7 protein-coding genes are annotated in these 13231 nt (G+C 64.0%); 2 read left to right on the forward strand and 5 right to left on the reverse strand.

The window, feature by feature from the left end; translation table 11 throughout:
* Nucleotides 1–126 precede the first annotated feature (126 nt).
* Nucleotides 127–972 (forward strand): SDR family oxidoreductase, encoded by an 846-nt coding sequence (locus NQ490_RS04350; protein ID WP_007047637.1) that lies wholly within the window; start codon nucleotides 127–129, stop codon nucleotides 970–972.
* 90 nt (nucleotides 973–1062) lie between these two features.
* On the opposite strand, the gene NQ490_RS04355 is transcribed toward NQ490_RS04350, so the two are convergent.
* From NQ490_RS04355 to yfcC, 3 genes are all read right to left on the reverse strand, one after another.
* A complete protein-coding gene (locus tag NQ490_RS04355) occupies nucleotides 1063–1980 on the reverse strand; it encodes a hypothetical protein (protein WP_007047638.1) in 918 nt (305 codons plus the stop codon).
* A gap of 20 nt (nucleotides 1981–2000) precedes the next feature.
* Complete coding sequence (locus tag NQ490_RS04360) at nucleotides 2001–7187, reverse strand: fibronectin type III domain-containing protein (RefSeq protein WP_040917830.1); 5187 nt, start codon at nucleotides 7185–7187, stop codon at nucleotides 2001–2003.
* A 335-nt stretch (nucleotides 7188–7522) separates the two neighbouring features.
* A complete protein-coding gene (yfcC, locus tag NQ490_RS04365) occupies nucleotides 7523–9040 on the reverse strand; it encodes a putative basic amino acid antiporter YfcC (protein ID WP_007047641.1) in 1518 nt (505 codons plus the stop codon).
* A 203-nt stretch (nucleotides 9041–9243) separates the two neighbouring features.
* On the opposite strand from yfcC, the gene NQ490_RS04370 reads away from it, so the two are divergent.
* Nucleotides 9244–10566, forward strand: a complete 1323-nt coding sequence (locus tag NQ490_RS04370; protein WP_007047643.1) for a Sapep family Mn(2+)-dependent dipeptidase — start codon at nucleotides 9244–9246, stop codon at nucleotides 10564–10566.
* Between the two features lie 71 nt (nucleotides 10567–10637).
* On the opposite strand, the gene NQ490_RS04375 is transcribed toward NQ490_RS04370, so the two are convergent.
* Both NQ490_RS04375 and NQ490_RS04380 read right to left on the reverse strand, forming a co-directional pair.
* On the reverse strand, nucleotides 10638–11903 hold the full coding sequence (locus tag NQ490_RS04375) for an amidohydrolase family protein (RefSeq protein ID WP_007047644.1): 1266 nt from the start codon (nucleotides 11901–11903) through the stop codon (nucleotides 10638–10640).
* A 119-nt stretch (nucleotides 11904–12022) separates the two neighbouring features.
* The gene (locus tag NQ490_RS04380; protein ID WP_007047646.1) at nucleotides 12023–13216 is read right to left on the reverse strand and encodes an acyl-CoA synthetase family protein; all 1194 of its coding nucleotides are present in this window, start codon (nucleotides 13214–13216) and stop codon (nucleotides 12023–12025) included.
* Nucleotides 13217–13231: the final 15 nt, after the last annotated feature.

Raw genomic sequence — 13231 nt, forward strand, 5'->3', positions numbered from 1 at the left:
ACAGTATGCCGTACTTTTTACAACTTCCTTTTCCGCGCCGGACGGCCGGGCTTGCAGGGGCGGTTTCTTTCCTTGTATAATGGAGAAAAATCATGCCCCGGGCAGGGGCAGAACAGGAGTCATGGGATGATGCGTGTTTTGTTGACCGGCGCCGGGGGATTCCTGGGTGCCCGGATTTTACAGCAGCTGGCCGGACGGCTGGAACTGCTGACCCTTCCCCACGGCCTGATGGCCCGGGCCGGGCAGGAGGAGCTCCGCGAGGCGGTGGCACGCCTGCATCCCGACGCCATCCTGCACACGGCGGCCCTCTCGGACACCGGCTACTGTGAGGCACACCCGGAGGAATCTTACCGGGCCAACGTGGAGGTGCCCTTCTGGCTGGCGGAAGCGGCCCGTGCCGCCGGGGCCAAGCTCGTGGCGTTCAGTTCCGACCAGGTCTATGCCGGATTGCAGGAACACGGTCCTTTTACGGAAAATACGCCCCTCTCCCCCGCCAACGTCTACGGCCGCCACAAGCGGGAGGCCGAACAGCGGGTGCTGGACATCCTGCCCGGTGCCGTGCTGCTGCGGGCCACCTGGCTTTACGACCTGCCGGGCTATGGGCTGCCCATCCGGGGGAATCTGCCGCTGAACCTGCTGCGGGCCGCCCGCACCGGGGAAGTGCTGCGGTTTTCCCGCCGGGATTATCGCGGCGTGACCTACGCCCGCCAGGCCGTGGAGGCACTGCTGCCCGCCCTGGAACTGCCCGGGGGCGTGTACAATTTCGGCAGTGAAAACAATACCGATATGGTCACCACCGCCCGGCAGTTCTGCCAGGTGCTGGGGATCGACCCACCCCTGGAAGCCGCCGACTGGCCCCGCAGCCTGCTCATGGACACCACCAAAGCCCGCGCCGGCGGGCTGGCCTTTGACTCCACCGCCGACGGCATCCGCCGCTGCGCGGCGGACTACGGCCTGGCCGGTCTGCTGTAAACCTGGTAACCAAAAATACGCCGCCCTCCCGGCTTGCAGCGGGAGGGCGGCGTGCTTTGTAGTACCGCCGTGGGGAACGGCGTCAGAGGATCAGCGGCTGCGGAAGCGGAGCACCGCAATGCCGATGAGGACGGCGACGGCCAGGCAGGCCACCGCGATGGCCACCGCCAGCGGCAGGTTTGTCGCCGGGGCGGCGGTCGTTTCTGCCTGTTCGGGGGTGGCAGGGGCCGGTGTGGCCGAAGGTGCTTCGGAAGGAGCCGGCGTGACAGTGGACTGCGGGGCCTCGGTGGGGTTGGGGGTTGCCTCAGCCGCCGCCTGGTTCGCACTGCCGGTGGGTTTCCGGCTGCCGGTGGTATTCGAAGGAGCAGAGGACTGCCCGGACACCGCAGGCGCCGCCGTGGATACCGGTGTGGTCGTCACGGCAGGCGTGGGGGTGGGGGTGCTCTGTACCGTCTGGGCAGAGGTGCTTTCGCTGCCGGAACTGCCGGAGGGGTTCTGGGTTGCTTCCGGAGCCGGGGTCTGCTCCCCGCTGCCCAGCGTCACTTCCACCGAGGCGGGGGCCACCGCCGGGGCGGCGGTCCTGCCGAAAGCCCCGTTGACCAGTTCCAGGGAATCCTCCACCAGGCGCACCGTGGCGGTGCTGCCTGCGGGGGCCTCCACCCGGATGCTGCCCAGAGAGGCCGTGCCGTCGGGGAAGAGTTCCTGCCCGCCGGCCACATAGACATTCATGCGGCCGGTGGCGGCGTCGTAGCGGTACTGCTGCACGCTGCCGGGCAGCGCGCTGTCAAAGGCAAACTCCGCCTGTACGGGATCGGTGCTCTCCACCGCAAAGCTCAGGCGCATGGCCTTGACGCCCTGCACGCTCTCGGCAGGAAGCTCCAGCCGCACCGAAGCGCCCTGGGCGGTGGCGGTCATTGTCACCGCACCGTCGGAAGTCTCCGCCGCAGCGGGAAGTGCCGCCACGGTCAGAGCCAGGCCCAGCAGCAGGGTGGCCAGAATTTTTTTCATGATCGTCTCCTTGTTTGTGCTCAGTCCGCCTGGCTGCCCATGGTGAGGGGCGGCAGCGGGTCGGGCATCGTCACCGCCAGCGTATCGCTGGTCAGGCGCTGGCCCTCGTTGGTCGTGGCGTTGTCCACGCGGTAGAGTTCCACCCGCACCGTCTCGGGCATGGCCATGCCTTCCAGGTCCTGGGGTTCGATCCAGTAGACCCAGTAGCCTTCGCTGACTTCGCCCAGCTGGCCCTCCTTCGGGTCGGGCGCCAGAATGATCTGGTGAGCCACGATGCTGCCCTCGGCATCCACGCCGCCCACCACGTTGCCGTCCTGGTCGTAGAGCAGCACCACGTTGTAGGCGGGGTTGCCCTTGTAGCTGCCGGTGAAGACCAGCGAACCCTCGGGGATGGCCTGGCCGGTGCTCTCCTCATAGACATAGGGGGCCGACAGGGTGCCGATGCCGGTGGTCAGCAGCTCCACATTGTCGCCGGTGGGGCCCAGCACGTCCAGCTCGCTTACGGAAATCTCGCCGGCGGGCGCCTTGACCACCAGCCGCAGCTGCGCCGCGTCATAGGTGCAGACCCAGGGGTCGTTGTTCTCGTTGCGGAAGTAGACGGTGCTGACCTCGCCGCCGGCAAAGGTGCCGGTGGCCAGGGTCTGCCAGCTGCCGCCGGCCGCCGCGATCTGGATCTCATAGTCCCGGATGGGCGTGCCCTCGGTGACGGTGTACTTCAGGCCGGTGACCGCCAGGGTCTTGCCGAAGTTCAGCGTGATGACGGCCTCGCCGTTGGCCTGGCCGGTGTAGGTGGTGTTTTTCTTGTTGTCGATGACCTTGGTGATGGCCGAGACCGGCTCCGGTTCACAGGGGTCGTGCTCCCCGGCGTCGGGGGTGGTATCGGCTGCTGAAGTCATGTTGGTGGTCACCGTCCACTGACTCTTGTCGTAGCTGCCGTCATGACTGATCTTGACGGCGGGCAGCGTCAGCGGCTGGGAACGGTTCAGGAACTGGTCCACCGCCGTGATCTGGTAGGTGATGGTGCGGTTGTTCACGGTGGTGACGGTGTCGGCGTAGCTGCTGCCGGTGGTGAAGCCCACCACCTCGGTGCGGGGCTGGCCGTTCTCGTAGGTGATGCGGGCGATCTCGTAGCCCAGCAGCAGGTCGCCGGCATCGGTGGCCAGCGTCAGGTTCACCTGGTTGGGGGTGCGCTCATCCACCACGGCGGCGGTTTTGCCGGTGAGCACCGCCTTGTCTGCAAAGCTGGTGCTCTCGCTGTGGGTGAAGCGGTAGTTGCGGGAGGCATCGTTGCCGTAATACAGCGCACGGGTCTCCGGCTCAAACTGGGCCAGGTAGGCAGCCGTGGCGGCATCCGGCGTCATGCCCCAGCGGACAAAGAAGTCCGTCAGGTCCTTCTGGGCCGCCGCAGAGGCCAGCCGCATGAAGTTCTGGTCGGCATCCCCGCCCAGCGTCAGCTTGATGCCGCCGGGGGCCGGGGCCTGAGCCGTATTGCGGGCATAGGTATCCACCCGGGCATAGAAACGGCTGGCAAACAGCTCCTCGTAGTTGTCGTAGATCTCGTACTCGTAGCCCTTGTCGTAGGCCAGGTGCAGCTGCCAGTACAGCCCCAGCTGGGTAAAGACATCGCTGGAATGGCCGGTGGTGCCGCTGGTGACCTTGCTGTAGATGGCGTCGTAGCCGAAGCGGACGCCCTCATGGGCCTGGGAGATCTGGGAGAAATAATTGTTGGTGACTTCCACCACGGCATAGCTGCCCTGGTTGATGTTGTGGCCGATCTCGTGGGCGATGCCCCAGCCGAAGAGGTCGCCGCTGCGGTAGCTGCCGTCCTCGTTCAGGGTGATGGGCTCGCCGCCGCCCAGACCGGGCACCGAATCCCAGCCGATGCCGATGTGGTTGCCGGCCGCATACATGAAGGCGCCGGCAAACATCCGCATATACCGGATGTTCAGATGCTGGGAGGGCAGACGGTTCTTGTCCCCCGCCCCGGCCAGGTCGGTCAGGCCCTTGTGCTGGTAGAACAGCGTCATCATCTGGTCCATGGCGTCCAGCGAACTGAGCAGGCGGGCGGCCTTGTCTGCCGTGGAACCGCTGCCCAGCCCCGCCAGCAGCTGGCTGACGGGCACCGAGTACATCATCTGATCCAGCATGATGTCGGTGGTGTTGAGGATGCAAGTCTGGGGCTCACAGGTACCGTGTTCGCCGTGCAGCTCGTCGTGACGGCTGTTCAGGGTGTCGTTCGCCGCTTCCAGGGCCGCCACATAGGCGGTGACGCGCTCCTTGCGCTGGCCCGGGTCGTCGATGCCGTAGAGGTCCAGCACGGGGATGGTTGCCCCGCCGCTGACCCGCACCGAGTAGCGGTCGTTGGCGTTGTCGCCGGTGAACTGCACATAGAGGGCGCCGCCATGTTCGGCATCAAAGGTGACCAGCTCGGGGACCATGATCTCGTTGCGGCCCACCTTCAGCTGAATGGGCTGGGAGACCACTTCTCCCGATTCGGAATTGTACTGGGTCGCCACCAGCTGCAGCCAGGCGTTGGCACCGGTGGCCACATTGCTGCTGCCCACGTAGACGATGATCTCCTCACCGGCCTTGGCGGTGACGCCCAGGGGCTGCCAGGCGTTGAGCCCGGTGAAGCCCAGGTGGCCGTCCTTCTTGGCCGTGATGGTGGTATGCACCTCCACCACGTCGCTGAGGGTGGTGGTCAGCAGACTGCGGGCGTTGTCCAGCTCCCGCTGCAGGGCCTCCCGCTCGGGATGCAGCTCACCGCTGGCCTCGTCGGGGGTGTCCAGACGGGTCTGGAGCGCCTCGATGGTCTTCTCGTCCACGCCGCTGCGCAGCGTCACGTGCAGGTCGTCGTCATAGAGGGCCAGGATGTCGGCCTCCAGGCTGTCGTAGGCATAGAACCGCATCTCCGAGATGGAGACCGGCCGGTTGTTATAGATGTATCCCACGCAGACACGCAGATAATCGGTGGTGACGCCGCCGGGGATCTTGATGGTGTAGTAGTTCTGGCTGCCGTCGCTGTGCTTGGCGATGGTCACGCCGGAAACCTGGTACTCCCGGCCGTCCTCCCCGCGGGCGTACAGACGGACGTTGCCGTAGGTGCCCCGGTCCTCGGAGGGAGACAGCGACAGGCTGCCGATGTGGTAGCGGGCGTCAAAGGTCACCCGCACACCGCCGTTGTCGGCATAGGCCGCGCCGTCATCCCAGTCGTCCAGACCGTACCAGGAGGTGAAATCGTTGTCCACCACGCCCCAGGCGGTCTTGCCGGAATCCAGCGGGCTGTCCTTCATGTAGCCGGCCTCGTGGGTCACCGACGCAATGTGCGCCGTGACCTCTCCCGCCGCGCCGGCCGTGTTGATGAGTTTGTAGGCCGGCAGCTTCACCGGGCTGACGTTGGCCGTGGAAGCCGTGGAGGTCAGCGACGCGGGGCCTTCGCCCAGTTCGTTGACGCCGGTGACATAAACCTCGTAGCGGGTATTGTTTTCCAGATTCTGGATGGTGTAGCTGTTCTGGGCGATGCCGGTCACCTTGGTGAAGTCGGCATCCCCCTTCTTGCGGTAGTAGACATTGTAGGTGTCGGTGTCCTTCATGTCTTTCCAGGAGGCTTCGATGCGCTGGAACCGGCCGGTCAGGCGCAGGGCGTCGGGGGCTGCGGGCAGTTTGTCCGCCTTGGGCACCACGGTGATGGCCTCGCTGTAGCCGCTGCGCCACTCGCCGTTCACCGACTGCACCCGCACGGTGTAGGTCTGACCGTTCTGCACCTTTTTTCCGCCGAAAGAGGTCACCGCCAGGGTGTTGGCCGCGGTACGGACTGTCTCGGTCTTGTCACCCAGGGTGATCTCCACCTCGTAGCCGGTGACGTTCACCGCCGGATCCCAGGCCAGCGTGAAGGCCTGGCTTTCCGGTGCCGCGGTCAGACCGGTGGGAATGTCCATGGTGGGCGCGGGGATGCGGGATTCCATATCGTTGAGGAATTCCACCTGGGAGATTTCGGCCAGGCTGCCGCCGCCCGAAACCGCCGTGATCTTGATGGTGACCTTCTTGACGGCGATCTGGCCGCCGAAGTCCACCGCAATGGAACCGTCGGGCTGTACGGTGGCCGCGCCCAGGAAACGGGCCAGCACAGAACCGCCCACCGTGATGGGCATGGTCTTGGTCTCCCCGTTTTCCTCGTACTCCACCATCACGGTGGCGCCGCTGACGGCGCTCTCCGCCGCGGGCGGGGTCTGGAGCACCAGACCGGCCATGGGTACGGCGGCCTTGGCCGCCTTCTCAAAGTCAAAGCTAACCGTGACGGGGTTTTCCTCCGAGATGGCGCCGTCCGAAGCAGGCTTCAGTTCCACCGTGCTGCCGCCGGTCAGCAGGTCTTCCAGACTGCCGCTGACCACCTGGGTGGATTCCTCCTTCTCCAGCGTCATCAGGCTCTCGGGCACCCGCACCAGTACCGAGGCGGCCGTGTCCCGGGTCTCCTCCAGGGAGGCCGCCAGCATCTGCAGGTCCACCAGGTCCGCCGCACCGCTGCGGTCCAGGTCGGCGCTGCCGGCCTGCCCGGCCTCGATGGCTTCGATCAGGACGTCGGTGTCCTGCCCGGTGAGCTGCCCGTCCCCATCCACATCACCGATGCGCAGGGCGCCGGGATGCAGACTGTCCGCCGTGTAGGTGTAGCCGGCCAGGAAACCGGTGTAGAGCTGCACACTGTACAGCAGCTCCCCCACTTCCAGGGTCTGGGTATAGGCCGCAAAGCCGCTGCCCTCTACCGTCAGGGTGTAGCTGCCCCGGGGTAGGCCCTTGAAACGGACCTCCTGCCGGGCAGGCTCGCTGCCGCCGGCGGCAGGCAGGATGATCTGCTGCGACCGCTCCGCAGGGCCGCTGAGGCGTACCGTGAAGTCGGCGTTCCCCTGCAGCGGCAGACCCGCCAGCAGCGTGACCGAAACTTCCGCTGTATTCTGCGGGGCTTCCTCCGCCCCGGTTTCTTCCGATTCGTCTTCCTGCACAATCTCGGCCAGCAGTTCCGCTGCCGGCTCCTGTGCCGGTTCTTCCCCGGCGGGCAGTTCCGGCTCGGCTGCCGCGCTTTCCTGCGTGGCACTGCCCACCGTCTGCACGGCCGCTTCCGCGGCCAGTTCCTCCGCCAGGGCGGCCGGGCCCTGGGCCAGGATGCTCAGCAGCATGCAGCTGCTCAGCAAGGTGGCGATGGCTCTTTTCACTTGATTCCGTCCTTTCCTTTCTGCGGGCGCCGCACCGCTGCGTTTCCTGCCAGAAGGCAAAAAACGCTGTATCGGTTTTGCGCCGGGTTGCTTGTATGCAGCGGCCATTCTACTATAAAAGAACTAGGAAATCAAGCCTTTTTCGAAATTTGTTATAAAATAATTTTTTGACAGCTTTTATTTTTTTGGATTCATCGAAGCATCGTCTATTTAAAATTTCATGATTTTTTGCATTCTTTTGATTTTTCTGGTCAAAGGGCAAAAAAAGCGGCGTGCGCCTTCCCGGTGGAAGGCACACGCCGCTTTTCGGTTTCAGACTGCAGGGGAAAGCGCGATCAGGCGAAGCCGATCATGACCGCCACCACCACGAAGATGGTGGACAGCACAAAGAGCATGCCCTGCATCTTGATCTGGAATTTGGCCCACTTGCCCCATTCCAGACGGGCCACGCCCAGCACGCCCAGCAGGCAGCCGGAGGTGGGCACGATGAGGTTGGTCAGGCCGTCGCCCAGCTGGTAGGCCAGCACGGCCACCTGGCGGGTGATGCCGGCCAGGTCGGCCAGAGGCGCCATGATGGGCATGGTGAGGGCCGCCTGCCCGGAGCCGGAGACCACCACGAAGTTGAACAGGCTCTGGAAGACATACATGAGCCAGGCCGCCAGCACGCCGGGCACACCACTGAGCAGGTTGCCCAGGGTGTAGAGGATGGTGTTCATGACGCTGGGGGTGGTGGGATCGGTACCGCCCAGCACGATGACGATGCCCTGGGCCATGCCCACCACCAGAGCAGCCCCCACCAGGTCGGCGGCGCCGCTCTGGAAGGAGGAGGCCATATCGGACGGCCGCATGCCGTTGAGATGGAAGATGCAGCCGATGATACCGGCCACCAGACCCATCACAAAGAACTGGGAGGCGATCTCGGGGATGTAGTAACCCTCCACCACAACGCCCCAGACGGTCCAGACGATGGTGACCAGGATGCTCACCAGCACCAGGCCCTGGCCCAGGGTGAAAGGCGCCGCGGCGGCATCGCTCTGGGCCATCTGGTTGCGGTAGTAGGCGTCGCTCTCATAGGCCACCGAGGACTGGGGATTCTTCTTGATCTTGCGGGCGTAAGCCATGGTGAAGAGGACCCCCGCCAGGGTGAAGACGGCCCACATGACGATGCGGAATCCGGCACCGGACAGCACCGGCACCCCGGCAATGCCCTGGGCAATGGCCAGGCCGAAGGGGTTCATCCAGCTGGTGCCGAAGCCGATCTGGGTCGCCACATAGGTGACGCAGACCGCCACCACGGCGTCGTAGCCCATGGCGATGGTCAGCGGTACGATGACCATGGCAAAGGGGATAGCCTCCTCCCCCATGCCGAAGACCGCACCGCCCAGGGAGAAGAGCGTGAACAGCACGGGGATCAGGATGATCTCCCGGCCTTTGGTCTTGCGGATCATGGCGTGGATGCCCGCATCCACCGCGCCGGTGCGCATAACGATGCCGAAGGCACCGCCGATGACCAGAATGAACGCCACAATGCCCACAGCACTGCCGTTCTTATCGCCGGAGGTCAGGCCCTCGAACACATAGTTGAGCATGCCCTGGCCGCCGAAATCCTCGGTGCCGAAGAGAGGCACACCGCTGCGCACCCGGTTGCCAGCCTCATCCACCGCATAGGTAAAGCTGTCCGCCACAATGACGGTGCGGGTCTTTTCGGTATCGCCCATCATGTAGCTGATCTCCTGCGTCTGGAAGCTGCCCACCGGGATCAGGTAGGTCAGCACCGCGCACAGGACCACCACCGCAAAGATGATCACATAGGTATGCGGCATCTGGATGGTCTTTTTCTTCTGTTTCTCCACGATTCCTATCTCACTTCCTGCATAAAATTCGGCGCGGTATACATCTCTTGTACGGTACACCGCGCCAAGCGCTCCCCTATAGTAGCGTAAAATGCAAGAAAATGCAATGCAAAATCCCAAATTATTTGCAAATATCCGCACAAGCCGGTATAATTATATTGTCTGTACCTTTTCGTACAAGTTTGAACCACAGGAGACCTGTCATGATGATGAACAATTACCGGGCCGAAATGATCGCCGCCATCAGCCGGCTGGTGGAGATCCCCTCGGTCTTTTCGGAAAGCACCGAATATCCCTTTGGTCCCGCCGTGGACCATTGTCTGGACGTGACCCTCTCGATGATGAAAGACCTGGGCTTCCGCACCTTCAAGGCCCCCGACGGCATGTACGGCTATGCCGAGACCGGTGAGGGCGAACTGTTCGGTGTGCTGTGCCATCTGGATGTGGTGCAGGCCCGCCGGGAGGACGGCTGGGACCATGACCCCTTCCGGCCCATGGTGCAGGGGGACTGGCTCTGCGGCCGGGGCACCCAGGACGACAAGGGGCCTACGGTGGCCGCCGTCTATGCCCTGAAATCCCTGCTGGATGAGGGACACGCACTGAACAAGCGGGTGCGGTTCATCTTCGGCATCGACGAGGAGACGATGTGGGATTCCATCCATGCCTACTGTGACCGGGAGGAGCGGCCGGCCAGCGGTTTTGTGCCGGATTCCACCTTCCCGCTGACCTACGCCGAAAAAGGTCTTCTGCAGCTGAAGCTGCGCTCCCCGAAGCCCTTTGCCCTGGCCTGCTCCGGCGGCGACAGCATGAACGCCGTATCTTCCCACGCCGAATGCCCGCGGGACGCCGCCGTGGAGCGGGCGCTGCGGGAACTGGAGCTGCCCTTCCATTTCACCGACGACCAGGTCTGCGCCGAGGGTCTGACCGCCCACGCCAAGAATCCCTGGAAAGGGGTCAGCGCCAACCTGAACCTGCTGCGGGCGCTGCGCAAGGCCGGGTACGAGCACGACGCCATCGCCTTTGCCTGCGATGTGCTGGACGGCAAGTTCCGGTTTGAGGGCTTTACCGACGAGGATCTGTCGGACTTTTCCGGGCCGGTGACCGTCAATCTGGGCCAGTTCACCCTGGACGAACAGGGCGCTGTGCTGGGACTGGATCTCCGCCTGCCGGTGACCATGGAGAAGGAGGACCTGATGGCCATTGTCCGCAGCAAGGCCGACGCCTACCACCTGACGGTGGAGGAGTTCGACTGGCTGCGGCCCATCCACGTGGCCCAGGACGGACCTCTGGTGACGAAGCTGCTCCAGGCGTACCGGGAGGTGACCGGCGACGCCAAGACCGAGCCCTATATCTCCGCCGGTGCCACCTTTGCCCGGGCCTTCGACAACTGCGTGGCCTTCGGCGCCAACATGCCCCACAGCCCCACCACCGAGCACCAGCCCAACGAGCGGATCTCTCTCATCAAGCTGATGCAGGCCGCCGAGGTCTACCGCCGCGCCTTCTCCTATCTGGTGGTGGTCGACTGACTCTTTTGGGAATACAGCAATGCCCCCGGACCGCTGCGGCCCGGGGGCTTTTTCTATCCTGCCAAGAACAATCAGAACAGTTTGCGGCCCGCGGCGTACTTGGCGCAGGGGCGACCGTCCGACAGGTAGACGGTCCGCTCCACCCGCTCGGCCAGGGTGCAGGAACGGGTGGTGGGCAAATTGCTGTCGTCCAGGACTACGGCGTCGAATTTGTAGCCTGGCTCAAAACTGCCCACCTTGCCGAAGAAGGCACCGCCGCCCTTGGTGGCCATATAGAGGGCCTCGGGCATCGTCAGGGCGGGGGTTTCCTGATCCACCAGCCGCCAACGCAGCTTGGAACACTGGATAGCGTCTGTCATGGCCCGGAAAATCGACAGATGCGCGCCGCCGGCCACGTCGCTGCCCAGGCCTACCTTCTGCCCTTCCCGCAGATACTGCTTGATGGGGGCGATGCCGGAGGAAACATTCATGTTGGACTGGGGGCAATGGGCGATGAAGACACCCTTTTCCTTCATCAGGGCGCGCTCCTCCTCCCCACTCCAGACGCAGTGGGCCATGATCGTGGGGCAGTCCCCGCCGAACAGGCCCGCCCGGGCGTAGGATTCGGCGTAGAACCGGGTACCGGGGCAGAGTTCCTGCACCCAGGCGATCTCGGAGAGATTTTCCGACAGATGGGACTGCATGGGCGTGCCGAATTCCCGGTGCAGCTGTCCCAGACCGTTCATCAGCGCGTCGGTGCAGCTGGGGGTGAACCGCGGCGTCAGGATCGGCCGGACACAGGTGAACTCCCCGCTCTTCTCCAGCCAGCGGCGGGTCTCCGCCAGGGACTCCCCGGTGGTTTCCCGCAGGTAGTCGGGGCTGTTGCGGTCCATATTGACCTTGCCCACATAGCAGGGCAGTCCGGCCTTGTCCAGCATCTCCATGAGCTTCAGCGTCGCCGGACGGTGCAGCGTGGCAAAAATGCTGGCCCGGGTGGTGGTCGTGTGCAGCAGCCCATCCACAAAGATGCGGTAGGCCGCTTCTGCATAGGCTTCCTCGGCAAAACGGCTTTCCTCCGGGAAAGCGTTTTGCTCCAGCCAGTCCAGCAGTTCCATGTCCATGCCAAGCCCACGGTAGGCATACTGCCCCGCGTGCACGTGCAGATCTACCAGGCCCGGCAGGATCAGCTTGTCGCCGTAATCCTCCACCGGGATGCTCTGATACCCTTCGGGCAGCGTTTCAAAAATGCCCGCGACGGTGCCGTTTTCACAAACCAGATACGCCTGGGGATGCAGCTCCAGTTTTCCGCACTGGGGGGTATGGACAAGATTGCCTTTTATCGCAAAGGTGGTTTGCATGGGTTTTGCTCCTTTTGGATTGAGAAATTGTTTTACAGATCAGTGTATCACAATTTTCCACAAAAAAGCAACCGTACGGCAAAAAGCCGCACGGTTACTCTGGATTTCAAGCGTTTTCTTCAATCGGTGACGGGTTCCGCCAGGGCAAAGCTGAAGCCCAGAAACAGGTTCGGCGAACCATCCTCCGTAAGAGGACATACCGCCCAACAGTCATCGGGCAGGGGCACCCAGACCCGGGTCTCGGGCGCAATGTCAGGGTTGGGATATTGCAGCACATCGCTGCGCAGCACTTCCGGCGTCACCGCCACCGGCACCGGGCGGGCCGCATCCCAGACCGACAGTGCCGCCCAGACAGGGTCATCCTGCCATTCCCCGATATAGGTGCCGTCAAGCAGCCGGGCAAAGAAATCGTTCAGCTGGTCACTCACCGACTGGAGCTGCTCCTCGCTCAGGCAGTTGCCCTCCGGGGGCTGCATGTACCGTTCGTACCGGTTCCGCGGCACCGGCCAGTCTCCCGGCAGTTCCTCGCAGGAGGTCATGGCGTATTCCGCCAGATTGTTGTCCCCGTCGTAGGTGCGGCGCTCGGTGACGGCAAAGGCCCGCACCTCCCCTACCGCAAAGCCCAGGGCGTCCTGTTTGCGCCCTACCACCCGGGTGGCGGAAGTCAGATACACATTGTCCTTGCGGGTATCCGTCACATCCAGACTCCCCAGCTGCATCCAGGCACCGGGTTCCAGCCCCATGCCCTTCGCTGCATCATCTTCCAGGTCGCCGTCCATCGCAGAAAATCCGTTGATTTTGTCTTCCTCGTCAAAGGAGAACCGGAACTCGTGATCGCCCACGGGCAGCCCGGTAGCACCGGGCTCCGCGATGGTCAGCATTGCATACGGAGCCTCATACAGGCCGCCGCCCACAGACACATCGGTGATGACCAGCCCGGTCAGGTCGGGCAGCGGCAGGCCGCTGTCCAGCAAAGAATCGGACAGAACGCTTTGCATCTTTTCGGTATCGTTCGTGTACAACGCCTCCACAAAGGCAAGGCCGTTATCGTGGCCGGCGGCGTTATTGGGCATAAACTGGCCGTCATACACATGGGGCGGCTGGGGCGTGGCAGGCAGCGTCAGCATCTCGTAGTCCAGCTGGGCGCTGGGGTCCGGTGTGGGGGTAGGCGCCGCGGTGGGCGTCGGCGTGGAGGCCGCCGTTGCCGCCGGGGTCTCCGTGGGCAGCGGTGTTGCCTCGGGGACGGACAACGATCCGCAGGCGGTCAGCGCCGCCAGCAGAAAAGCAGGGATTGCCAGAGGCAGTTTTCTCATCACGGTACCCTCCTT

This window comes from Subdoligranulum variabile, from assembly GCF_025152575.1.
Taxonomy (GTDB): Bacteria; Bacillota; Clostridia; order Oscillospirales; family Ruminococcaceae; genus Gemmiger; species Gemmiger variabilis.

What these genes read in the sequence shown, in the direction of transcription:
- NQ490_RS04355 (WP_007047638.1), bottom strand. Translation starts at nt 1,980, where the DNA reads ATGAAAAAAATTCTGGCCACCCTGCTGCTGGGCCTGGCTCTGACCGTG.
- NQ490_RS04375 (WP_007047644.1), bottom strand. Translation starts at nt 11,903, where the DNA reads ATGCAAACCACCTTTGCGATAAAAGGCAATCTTGTCCATACCCCCCAG.
- NQ490_RS04370 (WP_007047643.1), top strand. Translation starts at nt 9,244, where the DNA reads ATGATGATGAACAATTACCGGGCCGAAATGATCGCCGCCATCAGCCGG.
- NQ490_RS04350 (WP_007047637.1), top strand. Translation starts at nt 127, where the DNA reads ATGATGCGTGTTTTGTTGACCGGCGCCGGGGGATTCCTGGGTGCCCGG.
- NQ490_RS04380 (WP_007047646.1), bottom strand. Translation starts at nt 13,216, where the DNA reads ATGAGAAAACTGCCTCTGGCAATCCCTGCTTTTCTGCTGGCGGCGCTG.